Here is a 19,551-nt window from a genome sequence, read left to right as displayed (position 1 = left end):
AACCTCAACTCCGCAGATGGGGCCTATCGAGCGCGGTTTGCCTGCGGACCGTTCAACAGAAGCGTCAGATGTTTTACCTCGCGGCCCCAGCGATGGGGCTGTCTTTTTTAATGGACGCACGCAGGAAGCGACTAAAAAGGAAAAGGCCCCTTCCGTCGACAGAGCCAACAGGCTGTGTTGGAACGGGGTCCACTCCCACGGCGCCGCGCCGATCCTGCTCAATGCAATCGCCGCTAAATCGGGCGCCTTCGTCCACCCACGATAATCCTCATCGGCGACCTCCAACCAGCTGCGCGGGCCCCGTCGTGGGAATGGCCGCGGCGACTAGGGATCATAAAAGAAATGGCCCCGTCGGGACGAGGCCAGAGGCACTTATCGAGAGAGAGTACTTCACTTCCGGGCGGATTGTGAACCCTGATCGGGGGCTCAGGGTCTCACGAAGCCAGAAACGTCGAGACTTCGTATCGGTTCCATTACACCGTAAGAAATGACCAGGCGGCGCGCTGGCGCGTGCGGCTCGTCCGTCGGGCACCTAGTGGGCCAAAGCCATCGCAGGTCCGGGAATCCCCTGTCGATCCATTCATAAAGAAGTGGCCCCGTCGGGCGCGACGAGGCGAGGGGCTACTTCGGGGGACACTTGGCATCAAGACAAGCGAAAAAACGCACGGGGCTGAACAGGTTCCTGTCGGCAGGGAGCGAACACAAAAAAATGGCCCCGAACGTCGATAACGGGGCCAAGCGAGCGTGTACCTGGCAGGTTCCGCACGCCTTCGCGTCGGAGCCCGGTCGATGATCCGGCGTCGGGGATCATCGGCAAATCACAAACGGCCATCGATCCGAAAAGTTCCCTATGCGTCCGCACCGCGTCGGTGTGCTCCAGCCACATGGCACTGTCGAACAGTGCACCCTCGTCGCGTACATCCACGATCGAACTGGATACACGACTATTTTTGTCACGCACGACCAGGGGGAGGCGCTTGAGCTAGCCGACCGTATTGTCGTGCTGAACAACGGCTCAATCGAGCAGACGGGGCACGCCGGACGAGATCTACGATCACCCGTCTCAGTTCGTTTATGGGTTCATTGGCCAGTCGAACTGCCTAAGCGTCAGCGTTTCCGGCCGCGAGATCTGGCTTGAGGGCCGATCTACGGGCCTACCGACAACTGAGCACGATGGTCAGGCGGCCCTCTACTTTCGGCCCACGTTATACAACTCGTCATGGGCTCCGAACACGGTCTTGTGGGGTCAATCACGGAAGCCGGCGCGTGGCAGGCACTCGGCATCTTGAGGTGAGGTTGGAGAAATCCGCTTCAGTTGTGGAGCTCGAACTGCCGCCCGGTTTAGCGGCCCGACGCGCCGTAGCCGCCGGGCCGCTTAGGGAACAACAGATGCTCCGCCTGGGGCGGGGCGCTCTGAAGATTACCAGGTTTGCCGGCCGAACCAGTCATCCACGTCTTGTCGTGCCCGATCTTTTTCGAGGCCATACCGTTCCTGAATCTTGCCTTCGAGCTGATCGCGTTTGCCAGCGATTTGGTCCAAGTCGTCGTCGGTCAATTTGCCCCACTGTTCCTTGATCTGTCCCTTGAATTGCTTCCAGTTACCTTCAACACGGTCCCAATCCATGTCATTTCCTCCTGTGAATTGTGGATAGCAGCTAAACGCCTTGGCTACGCATTTGTTCAAATCTGCCTGCGGCGATGGTTCCGGGGACAACGGTGCGACGACTCCACAGGCGATCCAGCCGATCCCGCCACGGGAAGAGTTTGCCCGTCGACGATCCCGCGCCCGTAGCTTTATGGCCTCAGCGGAGAGCAAAGCAGTGCTAAAGATACGCGGCGCCAACTGGACGCCGGCGAAATCCCGGCATTCGTCACTCGGGGGATAGAAGCAGGCTGCGACATCAGCGCGGTGGGCCACCTGAGCTATGGGATTGGCGAGGCCGAGGAGCAGGGTTACACGACGAAGCTCGACCAGATGGGAGAGACCGCGACCCGATTAGACTGCAGATCGTCGGGCTAATCTCTGGTCGATCGCGCGAAACGTGGAGGTTCCCTCCGAAGCAGTAAGTCAGTGATGTTACCGGCGGAGCCTCGCTCCATTGTCTGCCGGCCGACGATTCCAGCGAAACCGGTACCGACACCATGTCTAGACGCCGATCCCGACCTGTTCCTCTTCCCGGTGCTTGAGCTTCTGCGAACAGTCTGCGATGTTGGTTTCGGTTTTGTGCGCCAAGGATCCCTCATGATGTTGGAATGCCTTACCGAGGTCGGGGGTGACAACGTCCTGACGCGTTGGAAGACGCCGCGTGAAAGTGCGGGGGCCTAGCTTCACGCCCCATCAACAATTTCCGAACAGGCGCCCATGGCAAGAAACTCATTCGTAAGGGGCCTTGCGGGGGCACCCATCGACAACGGGAAGAAGGCAGACCGGCGATAAAAGGGGGGCGGATCCGTGCCCAACCTCGTTGCTCGAACTGGGAACACATTCCTGTTTTTCCGGTTTGAAGGTGTTCGAGAAGGAGAACGCCATGGCAGAGGATCGGTGGGAACGCGAGGAACGCTACGGACGCGATCTAGAGAAAGCAAAACAACCGGCGCCCTGGAACGAAAGCGTTGTGATAAGCCTGCCCAATGCGGATCACGAGGTGTTGGTTGGATCAGCCAGTGAAGCGGTAGCGGTTTTGCGAAACAGTTGGTCTGGATCCAGATCCGGTCCGGCATATCAGGCTGCTTTGACCACCTGTCTCGAAGCCATGAATGGTCACTTGCCTGGTTACATGGCCCGATTGGCCTTTGAAGAAGCTGCCCGTGAAGCAGGAGTCCTGCGCTGAGGCTTGTAGGACGTCAACTTTGAAGCCTTTCACCCTCTGGCCGATGCCTTGGTGCGAGGGGAAGCGGAGTGGAACGTACCGTGTTCGAACCCTCGCGGCACTCCACCTCGAGGCAGATTTAGGTCGAGCAAAATTCGGCCTTTGGGTGATACGCCCGCGGATGAGATCAAACGTTTACGAAAGGAACAAAGCCGCGTGCTCATCGGTTGATGATCGACTGCACATCGAAAAGAACGCGTTGGATCGGATCGTTCACATGGAGGCGCCACCACTTGAAAGAAAGCTTGCAGCGATCCTGGCTGCCGATATCGAAGGTTACTCGCGGTTGATGAATGCCGACGAAGAGCAGACCCTGGCGACCTTGACATCGCATCGTACTATCATCGACGGCCTTATTGAAAGTGCTCATGGAGAGATCTTCGGGACCGCGGGGGACAGCGTGTTGGCGGAATTCCCATCGATTGTGCATGCCTTCAACTGTGCGATCGCCATCCAGCAGGCCATGTGGCGTGCCAACCGGCCGCTTGCCGACAAACACAAGATGTACTTCCGCATCGGGATCAACGTCGGCGATGTTCTGGTGAAAGACGGCGATATCTTCGGGGATGGGGTCAACATCGCCGCTCGGCTTGAAGGCCTGGCCGATGCCGGCGGCATCTGTGTGACGCGAGGAGTACGAGATCATCTGCGCGATCGCGTCGACACCACCTTTGAGGATTTGGGTGAGCATCAGGTCAAGAACATTTCGCGCCCGCTCCGGGTGTTCCGTGTTCTGTTTGACCCGCAGTCCGAACCAAGCCCCAGTGCAGAGCTAACGTCCGTCCAACACCCGGAGCGATCCTCTTCGGTCGATCAGACCCTGCCGGAAGACCAAGACCAAGATGAAGCGCGCCGGGTTGAGGTGGCTTTTTGGGAGGCGGTTCAGGAGAGCGATGACCCGGCCGAATATCTCCTATATCTGAAGCGATACCCTGCGGGCGAGTTCGCCGAACTCGCAGCCGCGCGCGTTGCTCAAGGTGGGTCTGGGGCGGGCGAGCCAAGAATCGAGGTTTCATTCTGGGAAACGGTGCGGGACACCGGTAACGCCGAGATGATTGAAGCGTATTTATCAAAGTATCCAACGGGTCAGTTCGTCGAACTCGCCAAGATCTTGTTGGCAGACATTCACGCCAAATAAAACACGCAACGATCCTCGTCACGACCAAATGGCTTGAAAAGCAGATGAGAGCGCCGACAGCGTCCGGAACGGGTGCGATGTTCCGGGTCGAGCCAAGTATGCAACGTGATTGTGGAGGTGCCGCTAGGGTAGCGCGTCTGATTCCTGTGCAACGCCCCCTGAGAAACGCCAAAGGCTTGCCTTCCAAATCTGGCGGTGAAGCGGCCGCCTTGCGGCGGCCTCTTCGACTATATGATTTGGGTCTTGGGTGGAGGAGTGATCTGCCCTTCGAAAGGGTCGTCCTCTTGAGGCAGGACGCCGTTGGGGGTCAGATCGTCAACCGCCTTTGGCAGATCTCGGCTGAGGCGGCTCAAAATCTCCTCAGGAGAAAGACCCGTCCGCGCGGAAAGATCCTCCAGGACTTCCGGCCCGAGCGCTTCCGATAACTGCCTATCATCAATCTCGCTGTTTGGACCGGTCTGCACCCAGGATTTTGCGGTCTCCCCGTGTCCGTTGTGCTCGAACTGTTTGAGGAGATCGCCGAGACCACCCCTCAACACGCCGCCGGTCGATGAACCGCCGAGCAAGCCCCCGAGGCCACCAGAGCCTCCAGTCAGACCGCCAAGCAGGTCACCCAAACCTCCTCCGGCCTCCTGCTGACCGGTTGGCCCTTGGTCTTGTCGGTTCTGGGTCAGACCTTTCAGAAGCTCCCCGATCTTCTCCCTGTTCTGGTATCCTGCCACCGCAAGGACACTTAGCAGGGCTTTAAGTGCAGTGCTTACCATGTGCTTCTCCTCTTCTGTGATATATGCCCGTTCAGGCATCTGCGGATTTACGACGGAGGTCGCGATCGCTGTTAACGCGAGGTCGGTGGCCTGCTCATCGTCGAATTTGTGGCGGATGGATCGCCAATGGCGCGGACCGAGGCTGGGTTGGTCATGGCTTTTCCTTTGGGTCAGAAGCATCGTCGGTAGACGGTTAAACTCCACCCGGCATCTCTTGTTCCGTTCAGCTGATGTTCCATGCCCCGATGGCAATCAACTTTACTGACGAGCGAAAGTGGACTGGGGACGGCCTCAAAATTGAGGCTCATGATGTTAACGCCAGTCTTCATTCGAAAGAGGGGAACGATAGTCTGAGCACGGTGTTTTGATCTTACCCGCCGGGCCCGATCTGCTGCCGCGCCAGTACCTTAATCTCCAAACGAAAGAAAAGCCATGATTGAACGTCCAAATCAGCCCCCTGGGACGCTTGAGCGCAAGGTCGAACTCGAGCAGACGGTGCACTATGCAATCCAGGTCCTTGTCGAGGAAGCTTGCCTTTTGGGTTGGACCCAGGCTGAATTTCTGACGAGCATATCGGACACCGCGATCGCCAGGCTGAGCCTTCTGGATGAGGACGAAGCAATTTCCCCACCCGCAGAGGGTGACTTATCGCGGACCATTTATCCAACCGATTAGCCGGGTTGCCTGTGTGATCAAAAATGGGCTTGGAGCAGCGAAGCCGGTGTGCGGTGTCGGTCTCAAGATTTGTCCCGGCATCGTTCAGGCGCAGCTTGGCACCAGCCGCATCCTGATCCACAAAGAGGAACACCAATGTCGAGTTTGCCATGCGCGTGCGCTGCGCATCCACCCGCGGCATCGTCGCCGCTATCTCCTCCTTCCTGGCGGAAGAGGAATGCAACATCACCGACAGCGCACAGTTCGACGACGCTGATACCGGTCACTTCTTCATGCGTGTCAGTTTCCGCTCCGAAGGGGGCGGGCGCTAGAAATGCTGAAGGATGAGTTTAAGCCGATTGCGGACCGTTTTGGCATGGAATTCGAGTTCTTCGACAGCCGATCGATGACGCGGCTGACCGCCGCCGCTTTGCGGCTCATCTCGCCTGAAGCGGTGCGCACGATGTGGTTTAAGGCAGCCTTCGAGGCTTGGTAGGAGATCCAGCCTCTCAGGCGATTGTCGCCGATCGAGCCGACCCGTGCGAGCAGCTCCCCGCTGAGCGGAGAGAGTTCATGATTTTTGCGATTGTCGTCGCCTAATGTTCCGTTGGGAACTGACCGCCATGGCGATTTGTGTCCTTGTTACCTTTGAGCGATCGCTTGTTCGTTTGTTCTTTACTGCCAAGCCGAATGTCCACGAAGCGCGCATCGCTTTAAGAACCAGACTTATAATTGTGGGATTGGTTCGCAAATGGCGAGCATTGAATGACTAGAGCAACATGGTGAAGTGATGCGGAGTTTTACGCTCGAAAACAACTGTCTCATCAACATCGATGAGAAGAGATCGGCCCACGGCGACATTCGCACGTTGATTGAAGCCGCAAGGCGTGGAGAGGCGGATATCGCCATTTTGGCTTCGAGCGCATATGAACGTCAGCCCGGTGGCGCACATCTAAAACGATTTGCAGACTTTGAAAGCCGAATGAGCGCGCTCGGACTTGGTCACATCAGCCTCTTGCGGCCGATCGGGCGACACGGTCTTTCATTCCATGGTTTCTCTATTATGAGTGATGAAGCGGCGATTGAGCGCGAGCGACTTATCTTCAGAACCCTTTTTCCGACGACGCCAGCACGATGGTCGGACTACGCGGTGAGCTACGGCTTGGACAAAAAGGATCTGTCCAGCGCCGCTGCTTGGCATTGGCGCAATTGCCTGGGCGCTGCTCAGGCGTTCTGGGCACATGAAAATGGCGGGCGCCATGTGTTCGTGACCACCAACGAAGGCTTTGCGCGCCTTCCGAAGAAACTCGAATTTGCCAACGCCGTAATCATGACCCCGACGCAGGCGGTTCAGGTTTTAGCTGGCGACAATCGCCGCAGCCCGGCAGCCGGCTTGCGCAGACAGAGTCGGCCCGTTGCGAACATGGATTTTCTACTGAGGTAGCAACAACTGCCATGGGCCTGCTTGGACAGGCTTTCTCCGCAAGCGATCATTGCAAAGGCTCTGTGCCACCTAAAGGTGTATAGCGACTGAACTGCACCTTCGGATCATCGCCCCGTCGCGAGTTTCGTCCGACCTCGGATGAATTGAGGGTTCCTTACGCCCAAGTTCATTCTAGTGTTGGTGACGAACGTTGACCTCGACCCGGACGAGAGCCCTGCCGGCCGACCTTGCGGGGAAGCGAATGGCCTATGCCGAAAGGCGGTCCTTTGCGAAGTGCGCCGCGGCTTCTTCTAATGCCTCCTCGGCCCACTGATTGAGACTCTTCCCCGACAGTTCGGCAGCCAGAGCAGCTCGGCGATGCACTTCGGGAGCAACTCGAAACATCATCTTGCCGGAATAGGGTCTTTGAGGCTCTTTGCCGATGCTCTTGCAGGTCTCAAGGTAATCATCGACAGCCTCATGGAACGCCTTCTTCAGTTCAGCAACGCTGTCCCCGTGAAACCCGACTACGTCAGAAATGCCAGCAATCTTACCGAAGAACAGCTCGTCCTCCGCGTCGAATTCTATGCGAGCGTGATAACCGTTGTAAGTCATGGTGTTCATGGTTCTACTCCAATTTGCGTCAGGAATTCGCGAGCATCGCGAACTTGATAACGTTTTGCCTCCTTGTCGGGATGAGGACGATGGAAGCTCGCGATTATGCCGTCCTTTTCGAACTTAACGCGCGAGCCGTTTCCTTCGATGACGTTCGCGCCGGCAGCGACAAGCAGGTTTTCTATAGTGGCCCACTCGATGGTTCCCGAGATCGGATCTTTGAAAACCGCCACGAGAGTCTTTTTCTGCTTGCTGTTCATGCTAGCAAATATAGCGATGCTTGCTAATTCTGCAAGCATTATTTCTCATGCAAATACGATCCGTGTGTTTAGAGCCCTGGGTGCGAATCGCTCGATGGGTCCGATTTCAGTGCACCCGTGATGCTGCGAAAATCCGTGCGCTCGTGACTTTTGGCATAGCCATTTGCAAGTCGCACGCCCGGAAAGATCCAGCTGCGGGTTCGATTCTCTTCAAGGACAGAGGTTCGTTGGTTAACTTTCGGCCCAACGCCGACAATAGCTTTGAGCGGGCCGGCCAATTCCGAATGGCACTTAAGTCGCACTGGTCGACGGGCGGCCACGCACGAATAACGAGCCAGCTGGGAACGGGTACGACAGTCACGCTCTTTCTCCCGGATGGGTCCGGCGCCGACAAAGCAAGCATCGGCTCGGCTCCGTCCCAACACGGGAGTCTGATGGGTGAAGGTGAGGTCGTGCTCGTTGTGGAAGACGACAGCGCCGTGAGGCTGCTGATCGTCGACGTTCTGAAGGAACTTAGATACAGGACGCTCGAAGCCGAAGACGGAGAACATGCGCTGCCGATAATCGAAAGCGCGCAGCGCATCGATGCCGTGGTTTCCGATGTCGGCTTACCAGGGATCAACGGGCGGCACTTGGCCGAAGTGGCTCTGGCAAGGAGGCCGGGCCTCCGTGTTCTGTTCTTAACGGGCTATGCAGCAACAGCATCCTCACGCGCGGACTTTCTCGGACCGGGCATGGACATGATGACCAAGCCGTTTTCCATGGACGATCTGGCGCGAATAGTTCGAGAAATGCTTGCAAAAGATTGAGACGCCGGCGCAACTCATGCCGACAGTCAGCGCCGACTAGCCGGCAAGGTGTGCGGCCTCTGACGTGCCGCCGTCGCGACGTAACAACCCTTCTCGCGACGGAAGACCACCGACCGCCTGGGGACGACCCGGTTCGTGCTCGATCAAAGCATGGAAACATGGGAAATCATGATTGCTAGGGGCGTTCGGCAGGCAAACCAAATAAGGGTAAAGAGCGGTTGCTATTCGAATGACAAAGGCGCAGTGTCCAGTCTCCAGTAGCAGATGTCACGGGCGCTGCTGTATGAGGGTTTGATACCCTGGCCCCAATCAAGGGGGCGCCATGTCCTACACCGAACAGACATTTTCGCCTTGCGATCCAGCAAATTCCGGTCGGTCCTAGACATTTGAGGCTGCGAACTGCACAGCGCTATGCGCAGTATGTTCCCTGCCACGACAATCTGGCATTGGTTGGGACGAACCGATGGGCGCAGGTAAGCGCCGGCCGCAATGGCTTCACACTTCTGTGACCACTCAACCGCCCATTTGGAGACATAAGGACATGCTTCAACCGTTCTTCCTAGCGTTGGCTATACAGGCGAGCGTTCTTCTATCCGCAACTCTGCTCTTGATCCCTGGGGCATATGGTCAAGGGTCGGTGCCAGCAAATTCCGAAGCAAAACGCTACGGATCGGGATGGGAGTGCAATCGTGGATTCCGACAAGAGGCCGATTCCTGCGTTGCTGTGACGGCTCCCGACAATGCTTTCCTGACATACGCTTCCTATGGCAACGGCTGGGAATGCGATTACGGGTTTGCCGAAAAGGACGGCCAGTGCCTTGCGGTTCGGCTGCCCGCCAATGCTTTTCTCGACTCTTATTCTGGTGACCGCTGGAAGTGCATGCACGGATATCGTCAGCGCGATACTGAATGCGACCTCATCGAGGTGCCGGACAAGGCGTATCTGACGGATTCGAGCTATGGCGAGGGCTGGATCTGTGAACGGGGGTATCAGGTCATCGCTAGCAAATGCGTCGCACTGATCGTTCCTGACCATGCCTACCTGACCACCAGCGGCAATGAATGGTTGTGCGACCGTGGATTTGAAATGAAAGATCAGGCCTGTGTTGCTGTAAAGGTTCCCGAAAATGCAACCTTTGCGGACAACTCCTATGGCCAGAAATGGAAATGTGACCGCGGATTTGAAGCAAAGGGATCGGTCTGTTCACAGATCAATCTTCCTGAAAACGCACATCTGGATCGTTCCGGAAACGGCTGGGAGTGCAACCGTCCGTATCGGCTCAGTCGCGGGGTATGCGGTATGGAGTGACGGCAGCGCGACATATCTAGATGTGCGCGTTTAGATGTGCGCGCCCTCGCCGCTCGATGTGGCCGCTTTTCAAGAAATCGTCTGGACCCACCGCATAGCGTGAGGGCTGAGAGTACGGCCCATCAGGGTGGGCGACCTTGTAAATTGGATGTTCGCTGCGCCGGCGTCACTCGCCGTTTGAGGCATCTCCACGCGGCGAGTCGTCAGATCAAAAGGGCGGGTGGCCACGAAGGAAGTGTGCGCGGTGTTATCTCATCAGACCCGCTGCACGTAGCGCGTCTTCGATCGTCCGCCGAATGCCGTCCGCCGGTCCCTTGGGACTCGGATTATCGTTGCTCCGAGCCTTGGGGATAGCGACGTCAGTGGCGACGCCCGGGTTCACCTGTCTCAAGGATGGCGCCGCAACCCCGAACGATTTGGCAATTTCCTCGGTCGACGAAATGCCGACGTCAAGCATGTAGGGCCCTGCCCGACCGTACCCACTTTTCGCATCGATCGGTGTGCCGTGGCCCATACCCTTGACGCGGTAAAGCTGAAGGCGTTCCTCCCCGTTGGCATTGACCCAGACCCGGCGTTCAAGCCGCGACGTCGGTTGGTCTACCCGGGGCGATCCTCGGGTTTCAACAACGCCCAGCCACTGGTCGACAATCGCATCTGCGTTAGCCGAGTTGACGGTCATGTCCTGCGTTCCCTGCCAGACCGATATCGCCGGCCATGGGCCCGTTGTTTTGGAAGCGGACCGAAGCAGCTTTTGAAGCGTGTTAGTGTCGGGAATGCCTTGCGCGCGCATGCGGTCGAACGCTTGGGGTATCGTGTGTGCCGTGCCATAGGGGAGACCGGCTATGATTGCGCCGCCGGCAAAGACTTCGGGATAGGTCGCCAGCATCACATTGGCCATCGCTCCACCTGCCGAAAGCCCGGTTATGTAAACTCGCGAGGTATCGATGTCATAACGTGCTTCGGCGGTCTCGACCATCTGGCGGATTGAAAGCGCTTCACCATCGCCGCGCGGCATATCGTTCGGCTGGAACCAGTTGAAGCAAAGATTGGCGTTATTGCTGCGGGTCTGCTGCGGGAAGAGGACGACAAAGCCATAGTCGTCGGCCAATCTGCTCCATCCCGAGCCTGTGTCGTATGACGACGCCGTCTGGGTACAGCCGTGCAAGACGACGACGAGCGCCGGTCGTGGAATAACTGTCGATGGGACATGAACTTTTGCCTCAAGCTGGCCAGGGTTCGGTCCAAAGGCCTCGAATTCCGACAAGTGGCTCTCCCGAGAAGGGTCGACCGGATGGGTGCGGAACTGCTTGAGCAAAGCGAGGGTGTTAGACAAGGAGCGCATAACGAAACCTCCAGGCCGTAACGGCCAGGATGGCTATCATAGCGGCCTCATGCAGCACTCGGTAATCATTGCTGCAGTGCACAATATAATGCTGCGACGCAGCGTTTCAATGGAAGGCGCGAGATTTCGCCAGGCGAACGCAAATCCATCAATCGCGCCAGCGGTTGCTTCGACAGCCAAAGCTGCGGCACACGATCCCAGAAACGTTATGAGGCGGCTTCCAGGAAATGGGCGTCAAGAGGCGCGACCCCGCGCTGATCTCTACGCCCGCCTTTAAGATCGGTATTAAGTCCTCCTGTGTCCGATCGCGTTTAATCCCTCGATTGGCCGCCGTTCTTTCGTAACCTGAATGATTGGATATCGCTGCGCCCTCCTGCGCTCCATCATTCCCAACCAAAGAGGCCCGCCATTGTCCATGCCCTAGCGTAGAGCTGATCCTCGGTAGAGACCTAACTTCTCTTCCTGGAACTCGAAGCGGGCGTAGTCGTCAGTCGAAAATCAGCCATTTCCTTCGCCGTCAAATAATAAAGGCGATCCGCAGGCGTTTCCAAAGCGTTGAACCAGAGTTCAGCCGCAATGCCCATCGCCTCGAGATGGCGGGCGACACGTGCGGTGGCGGATTGTGTGGTCGACATGACCTCGTCTGCGGCAGGTATGACGTTGCTGACGTTAAATAGCTGGTGCACTCCAACCACCGCGTCTTTTTCCGCGAGGCGTTCAACGCCACCTGCAAGCACGATTGGACACGAGGATGCGCAGAGTGCTCTCGACACAACTTTCGTCGTCAACGATTTTTCGCGTATCAGCTTGGAAATTGCCAGCGCGTCGTCCACTGAGCCGCCTGGGGAGTTGAGCGCGACGGTTCTTACATACTCGCCGCGAACTTCGATCTCTCTGGCAAAGCGCAAAGACGCGCCTGGATCGAAGGTACCTTCGACAAGCAGGACGCCGCCGGGGCCAAGTTCCAATGTCATCGGCTTGTTCAGCACTTCGGCCGGGCTCGATGGGCTTTGCGCAGCATCGCTCGGATCCCCCTTGGTTCCTGCAGGCGGCAGGAAAGGGATTTGGTAGGCTGGGTCGGGGGTTGACAGCTTGGGGCTGGTTTCCATGTTGCGAACGTCGATAATGAGAAAAATCGCCGTCACCGACAGCAATAGATAGAACACGCCTCGCATCGCGGTGCCATCGTCGAGGCGCTTCAAGGCCTTGATCGGTTCATCGATCCTCATGTGGGCGATCCTTGGGACGTATTCTCGGGTCGAGGTTTGTGATGTTGTTTGCCTCTTCCGTAGTTTTCTGCGCTTCAAGCTCGGCGGCAACCTCCATCAGATCCGAGCCGCTTGCCGCCAGCGCACGCTTCAATTCTATTGCCTGCACGAGTTCGGCTGCCGTGATGCGTTCGGCAAATGGCATCCTCTCTTCCTGTTTTCGGATCGCGCCGTGCACGACTGCAAGAATGAACACGAGTACACCGGGCAGGAGATCGATGGAGATGGCGCCAGCCCATGCTGGAATAAAGTCCGAAGCGTAGCGCAAAACTGCTTCGGCGGACGATAGTGGAACGAACCTTCGCTCCTTTACCGGTGCGCGCGCAAGGATCTCGTCAGCGGCGTCGGACAGAACCTTCGACTGGGCCGCTACTGAAGCGCGCACTGTCGCCATTACCCTGTCCTGGCGGTCAACTAGGTCGGCATCGCCACCGTCGGCGACAGGTGCAATAAAGCCGAGTGAAAGATCATCGGCCGCGCGACGGATCGAAGGGGCAATTGAAGTCTGTCCGAGCGAGGCTATGACCCCGGTGAGCGCCACGACTTCGGAGGAGAACTGATCGGCACGCGGTTCAATGGCGCCGGGCGCCGATACCAGCGTACGCATGGTCTCAAGCCGCTTTTGTCCTTGTTCGAACAACGTCGTTACCTGTTCGCGCGAGGCGTTGATGCCGTTCTCTAGATCTTTCATCTGCGCTGACATCTGCGACAGCAACTGAACGACGCTTCCTGAACCGGTCGTACCGGTCAGAGCGCCCGATTGCCGTTCCGACAGCGCCAGCTGAGCAAAGCGCTCGGAGGCGCGCTGGATATCGGGCAGAAGACTCTGGGCAGCAAGTGCGTTCTGGTGCGCCTGGTCGAGGTCGGCGGTATAGTCTTCGACCGTCTCGGCCAGGTGCTGCTCAAGTGCCGCAGAACCTGCTAGTGCAGCAGCATTTAGCCAGCTTGACATGGCCATGATCATGACCGCGCCGATGGCCATCACACCGAGCATGGCGGCGCGGCCCGTATGGGTCGTGATATGCGGAAAGAAGCGCGCCATATAGGACCAGAAAGCGTAGATGCCGACCGAGACGGAGGCCGAGTAGATAATCGCTGCGAAGAAGATCGCCGTTGGCGAACCGTCCAGGATGCTGCGCACGCCGAGATAAGTGTACACGCCGGAGGCAAGGGCTAGGACGGCAATGGCAAACCGCGTCATCGTTTCGACGGCAGCGACCCCGTCGTACAATCGCTGGGATGCGCCGGTCGCCATGGGCCAGTCTCCGTAGAAGGAAAGTATTCCTTAAAAGAGGATCAAGAAGCGGGCGGAATAAAGGCCGGTTTAACACCGCGTCCCGGACAGCCGTTCCAATTGATTGGGATGAACCAAAGCGCGCCGGTCGCGGATAAAGTTCAACGGCACCAAGCAGAAGCGCACGCACGTAAATCGCCTAGGAACTATCGCGTCCTCCGGCAGTTGGTGGTGTGCGAGAAGGAGAGCGCCGATGACCCCAGATATTCGAAACTCCACGTTCTATGTGTTGACCCAGGACGATCCCTCCGCGCCAACAGACGCGGTTCCGGTTGGCTTCGAAGAGGCCTATGAGGAGGCTCAAAGGCGCACCGAAAGCGGTTTGGCGGTTCATGTCCTTTATACTGAAGACGCAACTCAAATGCAGCTGACGCGGTTTACTGAGGCCGGAATCAGAACGAGCTTGGCTTCGCAAGGGTAAGGGGAACAGTCGGTTCTCGGCGATCGACAGGATTCACGTTCTGCCTGAGAAGTGATGAGGCCAGCAGTTTACCTTTCACCCGGTGTGATCGCCGCTGTTGTCCTCGTTATTGCCTGGGCTTACCGGACGCTTTTTGCTTTAAGCGACACGTTGATGGTGTTCGTCCTGGAGAACTCTCAAGATCGCGACAGCATAGCTATGCAGGCCTAACTTCATGAGCATTCAGACCTCCAAGGCGAAACGAGTATGTCGGTATCGAGAAGCTGGACAAACACGCGCTGCGAGCGCTGATCACGGTGTTGGAAAGACAAGCCGGGCGGTCTGGCGAAGAGGGAGATCGAGCGCCATCGCGCGGCCTCGGGCGTCGACTTGAGGTCCGAGCGATAAGCGGTCGCAGGCCGCGTCAAGCCGACCGCTATGGAGATGGAGAACATCCGGATTTTTCCGCCCTCTCCTTTGGCCCACGCAATGGCAGTCGAGCTCGCTACCCACCCCTCCCGCGACGGTCGGTCCGCCAGCGCTCGCCAAGATATCGACAGACGACGATACAACCTTCAAAAATGTACGAGAATGGAATCGTCGCAGTTTGCGTCTTCAAGGCAAAGTCGCACTGCCGAAGCGTAAAATCTGGTCGCGTAGGGATCTCTCAGCGACGCGACGGGCGGCCTCTCGATATTCGAACCAGACAAGTTTGCGCTCGCCCTTCTCCGGAAAGTTCCCGCGCAGGCCAGCAACTTTCATCGCAAAAACGCGGACCGTGCAAGAAACTTTCAGCCCACTGTCTAACTTCTTCCTGTAGAGGTAGTGGCCAATTGGAGCCCTCTCACAGCTCCCTTTTACACCGGCCTCTTCGAACGCCTCCCTTGCCGCGACCTCATGAGCACGTTTTCCTTTCATGGGCCACCCCTTTGGGATGACCCAGCGACCGATATCCCGGCTGGTGATGAGAAGTATTTCGAGCGGATGCCCTGTGCGGACACGGTAGCACAAGGCCGCACACTGCAACCTCGGCGGACGACGAAGCATCAACTGCACGTCGGCAAGGACCCTGTGCAGCAATTGCATGGAACGTTTTCTCCCTCGGCGCGAAAAGAGGTTGAAGAGGACGTCAAATGAACAGTGGAGCCTGTCGTTTGGTTCCTCCGAATTGCTGGACGGGAACCCGAAACCAATCGACGAGTTTACCGATAATCGCCACATGAGGATTTACCAATGACCGATCGTCTGATGATGCAAGACCCCCGAACACAGTACCCCTCGCCGCCGTTTGACCCTCAACCACAATCCATGCCCGGTATTGTTGGTAGGATGCATCCAAAGCCCGATCACGGCGAGAAAACCTACAAAGGGGCAGGTCGGCTGAAAGGGCGCAAAGCCCTTATCACCGGAGGCGATTCTGGCATCGGACGAGCCGCTGCGATTGCGTTTGCACGGGAGGGTGCCGACGTCGCCATATCGTTCCTGCCGGAGGAAGAACCGGACGCGAAAGAGGTTATCGAGTTGATCGAGGCCGAGGGCCGCAAGGCGCTCGCCTTGCCGGGTGATGTGAAGGATGAAGACTGGTGCCGCGCGTTGGTGTCGCGGGCACTGTCCGAGCTTGGTGGCATAGATATCCTGGTGATCAACGCGGCCCGACAACAGTTTCGCAAGAACGTCTCGCTTGTAACGTCCGAGGACTTTGACGCCACGCTGAAGACCAACCTCTACGCCTTGCACTGGATTGCTCAGGCCGCCGAGCCGCACTTGCCCCCAGGCGCGTCCGTCATCACAACCGCGTCCATCCAGGCATATCAGCCATCGCCAATTCTCCTCGACTACGCCACGACCAAAGCTGGGATCGTCGCCTACACCAAGGCACTCGCAAAACAACTCATCGAGAAGGGTGTCCGGGCCAACGTCGTGGCACCGGGTCCGTTCTGGACGGTCTTGCAGCCAAGCGGCGGCCAGCCTGACGAGAAAGTGAAGAACTTCGGGAAGGACAGCGATTTCGGTCGGCCCGGCCAGCCGGTTGAGCTGGCCCCAATTTACGTCTTCCTCGCCTCGCAGGAGGCAAGTTTCGTCAATGGTGAAGTTTACGGTGCGACCGGCGGAAAAGGCGTTGATTGATGCCGTATGATTTCGGCGCGGCCGTTGCCCTACCAAAATCAGGGCCGAACCGCCGAGCGACGTTCGCGGTTAGAACTTCGTCGGCGCTGGGCAGAAGCGCAAGCCGAGCGAAGCAAACCGGAGACAAGGAAGGCACGTCGAGAGGAAAAACTGGGGGAGCAGGATGGAAAGGCCAAGGGCATGGAAAAAGTGCAGGCGCTATCCGATACTCCTCGATGGGAGATCGTCCTACGAGCGCGCGTAACCGGGTCTGACGGCGAACTAGCGGATATCAGAACGGTCCGTAATCTCTATTTCCCTCCATGGGTGCGATGGAATTGTCTGGGCTACCTGGCCGCGGGTTCACTCGATGAACTGGTAAGGACCTGGCCCGAAAAAACGTCGCCGACCTCTGAACTCAATCGGGGCTGATGGTTTCCGACATTGGAAGATTTGCGGCAGGCGCGTCGCGGGGGCCGATTGAAACGAGAAGCCGGGAGGCGTAGAGGTGAGGAGAGACAATGCGGTAAATGATCAGCAACGGGCGCTGGAACAGTTTCTGCGGCTTCCGCCGCTGGAACCGGGCGAGCTTGCCGGCCTCTGGCAAGGTCGGGGAGTTCCAACTGGTCATCCCTTCGATGGCGTCTTAGAGAACCTCGGCTGGTTCGGCAAACGGTTCAATCCGGATCTGCGGGCCGATGCCCTTCTTTTTCACGTCGGTGGGCGAAAACTGCGAGCCATCGATCCGAAGTGGGTTCCGCTTCCCCTCGCACTTCGCTTTCATGCGTTTGGAAGAACGGCCCTTGCCGCCGTGCTTTTTGCCCGTCTTCAACCGTGCCTTCAGGCAAAGGGTCCCGTCGCCTCGATCAAAACCGTTGTCTTTGAAGGCGTCGCAAGCGCGGCCATGATCTATGACGACCAGCCAATGGTCGACCATTTTCGACGGATCAATGACGACAGCTTGATGGGACTGATGGCCATGCGAGATGACGATCGGTTTTATGTCTTTGAACTTGAGAGGGTCATCGATCCCACCGCGCTGGTGCAGAACCTGCCCGTGGGCTGACGAGAGCCAGCCGTGCCGTCGTCAAGGTCTAAGGGTCGCGGATGGTTCATTTCCGGGGACGACGCTCCGCTGCGACCGACTTTTTCAAGGCGTCCATGATGTTGACGACGTTGCTGGGTGGCGATGGTGTGGTTGACGATTTGGACTTGGCCCTGGACGGTTTCTTTATCGCCTTCTTCTTGGCAGCGATGATGTCGACCAGGCGTTCCTGCACGGGGTCCTCCACCATGCTGGGGCTCCAATCCTTCGTCAGCTTCTTTATCAATCGCTGCACAAGCGGCATCATCTCGGGGTCCGCCTTGGCGTCGCTCGCGGTGGTGAAGTACGTTTCTTCGCCACGAACTTCGTCGCCGTAGCGCAATGTCCAGAGCACGATCCCCTTGCCACGCGGCTCGAGCATGACGGCTCGTTCCCGACGCGATATGACCAGTCGTGAAATACCGACCATTTTCTGGGCTTCCATCGCATCTCGGATAACAGAAAAGGCCTCCTGGCCGACCGGTTCGCTCGGAGAAAGGTAGTAAGGCGTATCGAGCCATATCCACTCGAGGCTGTCGCGCGGGGTGAACGTCGAGATATCAATGGTCCTGGTGCTTTCGAGTGCGACGGTCTCAAGCTCCTCGTCCTCGATCACGACGTACTCCTTTTCCCCGCGCTGGTAACCCATGACCTCATCGTCTTCCTTGACCTCTTCCCCGGTTACCGCATCGACGAAGTGACTGACGACACGGTTCTCGGTCTCGCGATTAAGCGTGTGGAAGCGAACCTTTTCGCTATCGGACGTGGCGGGCATCATCTCAACCGGGCACGTCACCAGCGAGAGTTTCAAATAGCCTTTCCAGTACGGGCGGACAGCCATGGCTCAATCTCCCGTTAGCCGGTGCGACGCGACGTTGCCGCCTGTTTCGACTTGGGAGACGAGCTCGACTCCTTTTGCCGACGAGCGCCCTTGTTTGCGTTGGCCGCTTGACGCTTGGACTTCGACTTGCTCGCATTGATGCCTGCGCTCTCGCGGAGCGCCTTGAGCAGATCGCCGGGCTTGGATGCTACGGGCAACTTTTTCTTCGGCAGTGCACGCCCCTCGATTTTGGCTTTGACCAGCTCGGCAACAGCCGCCTCGTACCGATCGTCAAAGTCGCCGGGGTCAAAACTGCCTTTCTTTGTGCGGATAATGTGCTCTGCAAGTTCCAGCATCTCGCCCTCTATCTTGAGGTCGGGAAGCTCCTGGAACGCCTCTTTCGAAGATCGCACTTCATAGTCAAAGTTGAGGGTTGCCGCCACCAGCCCCTTGCCGTGTGCGCGGACAAGTACGGTTCGTAGCCGGCGAAAAAGCACGGTCTTGGCGATCGCGGCGACCTTGGCCTTAGCCATCCCATCACGGAGCAGTCCGAAAGCCTCCCCGCCCATCTTGTCGGGTGCAAGATAGTAGGGTTTGTCGAAATAGGTTGTGTCGATCTGCGAGCAGGGAATGAAGGCCTCGATCTTCAGGGTCTTGTCGCTTTCCGGAACCACCGCTGCGACTTCTTCAGGTTCCAGGACGACGTATCGTCCACCCTCGATTTCATAGCCTTTTACCTGATCGTCGGCCTGAACGGGCTCTCCCGACTCGCTGTCAACGAACTCGCGCTTTACCCGGTTGCCTGTTTTTCGATTGAGCCTATGGAAGCTGATGCGTCCGGACGAGGACGCGGCGGTGTAAAGTGCCACTGGACAGGTGACCTCTCCGAACTTGATGTAGCCTTTCCAGTTCGCTCGCGGGGCAACCATGGCTCCATTCCTTTCGACACCCGGGAGGACGCAACCTGTCGGTATGCAAATCGTTCCACGGTCAATTTCGTCAAACTCTACGAAACGTCTAAGCGCTTTTGTCAGGTGCCGTTGTTGCGCCTGAGTTGGGCGCCGGGACGAGAGAGCCTGCCAATCATCAGGAACGTGCGAAGGCCAGTTTACGGTTCAGGTGATCTGAACGCATCATGGCCGCCTTGGTTCAAACTAGCGCATGCTCTCGAGACGTTGACGTTCCTTCTCGACTTCGTCGGCGGTGTAGGGATCGAGCGTCTCGTCAAAGCGTGTCCAGCCCTGTTCCGTGTAGGCGGCGCGGCGTTGGACAGGATCCACCCAGGTACCTCGGCGCAGGATCGCTTCGGCATCCGCCTGGAGCGCGTCGTCGACCCGTGCCGTGACGACCGTGCCACCGCGCCGTACGCCTTCCGCATAGACATGGGCATGTTCC

At 57.9% G+C, this 19,551-nt stretch carries 19 protein-coding genes and 4 pseudogenes; 11 read left to right on the top strand and 12 right to left on the bottom strand.

Annotation, left to right across the window (positions count from 1 at the left end; all coding sequences use genetic code 11):
* Positions 1-919: 919 nt before the first annotated feature.
* Positions 920-1,350, top strand: a pseudogene (locus ASE71_RS37350) (sulfate ABC transporter ATP-binding protein); the annotation flags it as partial.
* Between the two features lie 70 nt (positions 1,351-1,420).
* On the opposite strand, the gene ASE71_RS06690 reads toward ASE71_RS37350, so the two are convergent.
* Positions 1,421-1,624, bottom strand: a complete 204-nt coding sequence (locus ASE71_RS06690) for a CsbD family protein (protein ID WP_029742764.1) — start codon at positions 1,622-1,624, stop codon at positions 1,421-1,423.
* 904 nt (positions 1,625-2,528) lie between these two features.
* Between ASE71_RS06690 and ASE71_RS34960 the strand changes: the two genes are divergently transcribed.
* Complete coding sequence (locus ASE71_RS34960; RefSeq protein WP_082571683.1) at positions 2,529-2,831, top strand: DUF982 domain-containing protein; 303 nt, start codon at positions 2,529-2,531, stop codon at positions 2,829-2,831.
* A gap of 160 nt (positions 2,832-2,991) precedes the next feature.
* A complete protein-coding gene (locus ASE71_RS06685) occupies positions 2,992-4,008 on the top strand; it encodes an adenylate/guanylate cyclase domain-containing protein (protein WP_244496884.1) in 1,017 nt (338 codons plus the stop codon).
* A 227-nt stretch (positions 4,009-4,235) separates the two neighbouring features.
* Here ASE71_RS06685 and ASE71_RS06680 read toward each other — a convergent pair whose 3' ends face one another.
* A complete protein-coding gene (locus tag ASE71_RS06680) occupies positions 4,236-4,772 on the bottom strand; it encodes a YidB family protein (RefSeq protein WP_060520266.1) in 537 nt (178 codons plus the stop codon).
* Positions 4,773-5,204: 432 nt separating this feature from the next.
* On the opposite strand from ASE71_RS06680, the gene ASE71_RS06675 reads away from it, so the two are divergent.
* Positions 5,205-5,447, top strand: a complete 243-nt coding sequence (locus ASE71_RS06675; protein ID WP_034800461.1) for a hypothetical protein — start codon at positions 5,205-5,207, stop codon at positions 5,445-5,447.
* A 149-nt stretch (positions 5,448-5,596) separates the two neighbouring features.
* Positions 5,597-5,749, top strand: a pseudogene (gene purU, locus ASE71_RS34955) (formyltetrahydrofolate deformylase); the annotation flags it as partial.
* Positions 5,750-5,858: 109 nt separating this feature from the next.
* On the opposite strand, the pseudogene ASE71_RS36820 reads toward purU, so the two are convergent.
* Positions 5,859-5,975, bottom strand: a pseudogene (locus ASE71_RS36820) (C factor); the annotation flags it as partial.
* A 241-nt stretch (positions 5,976-6,216) separates the two neighbouring features.
* On the opposite strand from ASE71_RS36820, the gene ASE71_RS06670 reads away from it, so the two are divergent.
* The gene (locus ASE71_RS06670) at positions 6,217-6,870 is read left to right on the top strand and encodes a hypothetical protein (protein ID WP_034800457.1); all 654 of its coding nucleotides are present in this window, start codon (positions 6,217-6,219) and stop codon (positions 6,868-6,870) included.
* Between the two features lie 246 nt (positions 6,871-7,116).
* Here ASE71_RS06670 and ASE71_RS06665 read toward each other — a convergent pair whose 3' ends face one another.
* Positions 7,117-7,473, bottom strand: coding sequence for a type II toxin-antitoxin system HicB family antitoxin (locus ASE71_RS06665; RefSeq protein WP_060520211.1), 357 nt, complete (start codon positions 7,471-7,473; stop codon positions 7,117-7,119).
* Positions 7,470-7,724: a type II toxin-antitoxin system HicA family toxin gene (locus ASE71_RS06660; protein ID WP_034800515.1), complete on the bottom strand. Its 255-nt coding sequence runs from the start codon at positions 7,722-7,724 to the stop codon at positions 7,470-7,472. The genes ASE71_RS06665 and ASE71_RS06660 overlap by 4 nt, the downstream gene beginning before the upstream one ends.
* A 284-nt stretch (positions 7,725-8,008) precedes the next feature.
* Here ASE71_RS06660 and ASE71_RS06655 point away from each other — a divergent pair, with 284 nt between their 5' ends.
* On the top strand, positions 8,009-8,533 hold the full coding sequence (locus ASE71_RS06655; protein WP_244497357.1) for a response regulator: 525 nt from the start codon (positions 8,009-8,011) through the stop codon (positions 8,531-8,533).
* A 541-nt stretch (positions 8,534-9,074) separates the two neighbouring features.
* Positions 9,075-9,842, top strand: coding sequence for a hypothetical protein (locus tag ASE71_RS06650; protein ID WP_134888037.1), 768 nt, complete (start codon positions 9,075-9,077; stop codon positions 9,840-9,842).
* Between the two features lie 247 nt (positions 9,843-10,089).
* Here the strand turns inward: ASE71_RS06650 and ASE71_RS06645 are convergent, their stop codons facing one another.
* The 3 genes from ASE71_RS06645 to ASE71_RS06635 all read right to left on the bottom strand — a co-directional run bounded on the left by ASE71_RS06645 (position 10,090) and on the right by ASE71_RS06635 (position 13,707).
* Entirely contained in the window at positions 10,090-11,184 is a 1,095-nt protein-coding gene (locus ASE71_RS06645) for an alpha/beta hydrolase family esterase (protein WP_060520209.1), read from the bottom strand.
* Between the two features lie 449 nt (positions 11,185-11,633).
* Complete coding sequence (locus tag ASE71_RS06640; protein WP_029742847.1) at positions 11,634-12,413, bottom strand: ATP-dependent Clp protease proteolytic subunit; 780 nt, start codon at positions 12,411-12,413, stop codon at positions 11,634-11,636.
* Complete coding sequence (locus tag ASE71_RS06635) at positions 12,400-13,707, bottom strand: hypothetical protein (RefSeq protein WP_060520208.1); 1,308 nt, start codon at positions 13,705-13,707, stop codon at positions 12,400-12,402. Before ASE71_RS06635 ends, ASE71_RS06640 begins: the two co-directional genes overlap by 14 nt.
* Before the next feature lie 232 nt (positions 13,708-13,939).
* Between ASE71_RS06635 and ASE71_RS06630 the strand changes: the two genes are divergently transcribed.
* Entirely contained in the window at positions 13,940-14,167 is a 228-nt protein-coding gene (locus tag ASE71_RS06630) for a hypothetical protein (RefSeq protein WP_034800447.1), read from the top strand.
* 594 nt (positions 14,168-14,761) lie between these two features.
* Here the strand turns inward: ASE71_RS06630 and ASE71_RS06620 are convergent.
* Entirely contained in the window at positions 14,762-15,232 is a 471-nt protein-coding gene (locus tag ASE71_RS06620; RefSeq protein ID WP_060520207.1) for an NUDIX hydrolase, read from the bottom strand.
* 147 nt (positions 15,233-15,379) lie between these two features.
* Between ASE71_RS06620 and ASE71_RS06615 the strand changes: the two genes are divergently transcribed.
* Together ASE71_RS06615 and ASE71_RS06610 are read left to right on the top strand one after the other, a co-directional pair.
* The gene (locus ASE71_RS06615; protein ID WP_034800441.1) at positions 15,380-16,273 is read left to right on the top strand and encodes an SDR family oxidoreductase; all 894 of its coding nucleotides are present in this window, start codon (positions 15,380-15,382) and stop codon (positions 16,271-16,273) included.
* 487 nt (positions 16,274-16,760) lie between these two features.
* Entirely contained in the window at positions 16,761-17,318 is a 558-nt protein-coding gene (locus tag ASE71_RS06610; RefSeq protein WP_060520206.1) for a DUF4334 domain-containing protein, read from the top strand.
* Positions 17,319-17,364: 46 nt separating this feature from the next.
* On the opposite strand, the gene ASE71_RS06605 is transcribed toward ASE71_RS06610, so the two are convergent.
* From ASE71_RS06605 to ASE71_RS36815, 3 genes and pseudogenes are all read right to left on the bottom strand, one after another.
* Positions 17,365-18,177 (bottom strand): Ku protein, encoded by an 813-nt coding sequence (locus tag ASE71_RS06605; protein ID WP_034804412.1) that lies wholly within the window; start codon positions 18,175-18,177, stop codon positions 17,365-17,367.
* Between the two features lie 14 nt (positions 18,178-18,191).
* On the bottom strand, positions 18,192-19,085 hold the full coding sequence (locus ASE71_RS06600; RefSeq protein WP_060520205.1) for a Ku protein: 894 nt from the start codon (positions 19,083-19,085) through the stop codon (positions 18,192-18,194).
* A 225-nt stretch (positions 19,086-19,310) separates the two neighbouring features.
* A pseudogene (locus ASE71_RS36815) lies at positions 19,311-19,551 on the bottom strand (hypothetical protein); the annotation flags it as partial.

The sequence above is a fragment of the Ensifer sp. Root954 genome, from assembly GCF_001429005.1.
GTDB lineage: Bacteria > Pseudomonadota > Alphaproteobacteria > Rhizobiales > Rhizobiaceae > Ensifer > Ensifer adhaerens.
The sequence above is the reverse complement of the archived record's forward strand: the minus strand, read 5'-3'. Positions and strand labels throughout refer to the sequence as shown.

Bases quoted from the DNA above. Each gene is read 5' to 3' on its own strand.
- ASE71_RS06630 (WP_034800447.1), top strand. From the start codon at position 13,940: ATGACCCCAGATATTCGAAACTCCACGTTCTATGTGTTGACCCAGGAC.
- ASE71_RS06605 (WP_034804412.1), bottom strand. From the start codon at position 18,177: ATGGCTGTCCGCCCGTACTGGAAAGGCTATTTGAAACTCTCGCTGGTG.
- ASE71_RS06620 (WP_060520207.1), bottom strand. From the start codon at position 15,232: ATGCAATTGCTGCACAGGGTCCTTGCCGACGTGCAGTTGATGCTTCGT.
- ASE71_RS06645 (WP_060520209.1), bottom strand. From the start codon at position 11,184: ATGCGCTCCTTGTCTAACACCCTCGCTTTGCTCAAGCAGTTCCGCACC.
- ASE71_RS06615 (WP_034800441.1), top strand. From the start codon at position 15,380: ATGACCGATCGTCTGATGATGCAAGACCCCCGAACACAGTACCCCTCG.
- ASE71_RS06685 (WP_244496884.1), top strand. From the start codon at position 2,992: ATGAGATCAAACGTTTACGAAAGGAACAAAGCCGCGTGCTCATCGGTT.
- ASE71_RS06660 (WP_034800515.1), bottom strand. From the start codon at position 7,724: ATGAACAGCAAGCAGAAAAAGACTCTCGTGGCGGTTTTCAAAGATCCG.
- ASE71_RS34960 (WP_082571683.1), top strand. From the start codon at position 2,529: ATGGCAGAGGATCGGTGGGAACGCGAGGAACGCTACGGACGCGATCTA.
- ASE71_RS06670 (WP_034800457.1), top strand. From the start codon at position 6,217: ATGCGGAGTTTTACGCTCGAAAACAACTGTCTCATCAACATCGATGAG.
- ASE71_RS06665 (WP_060520211.1), bottom strand. From the start codon at position 7,473: ATGAACACCATGACTTACAACGGTTATCACGCTCGCATAGAATTCGAC.
- ASE71_RS06635 (WP_060520208.1), bottom strand. From the start codon at position 13,707: ATGGCGACCGGCGCATCCCAGCGATTGTACGACGGGGTCGCTGCCGTC.
- ASE71_RS06640 (WP_029742847.1), bottom strand. From the start codon at position 12,413: ATGAGGATCGATGAACCGATCAAGGCCTTGAAGCGCCTCGACGATGGC.
- ASE71_RS06690 (WP_029742764.1), bottom strand. From the start codon at position 1,624: ATGGATTGGGACCGTGTTGAAGGTAACTGGAAGCAATTCAAGGGACAG.
- ASE71_RS06675 (WP_034800461.1), top strand. From the start codon at position 5,205: ATGATTGAACGTCCAAATCAGCCCCCTGGGACGCTTGAGCGCAAGGTC.
- ASE71_RS06650 (WP_134888037.1), top strand. From the start codon at position 9,075: ATGCTTCAACCGTTCTTCCTAGCGTTGGCTATACAGGCGAGCGTTCTT.
- ASE71_RS06655 (WP_244497357.1), top strand. From the start codon at position 8,009: ATGGCACTTAAGTCGCACTGGTCGACGGGCGGCCACGCACGAATAACG.
- ASE71_RS06600 (WP_060520205.1), bottom strand. From the start codon at position 19,085: ATGGTTGCCCCGCGAGCGAACTGGAAAGGCTACATCAAGTTCGGAGAG.
- ASE71_RS06680 (WP_060520266.1), bottom strand. From the start codon at position 4,772: ATGGTAAGCACTGCACTTAAAGCCCTGCTAAGTGTCCTTGCGGTGGCA.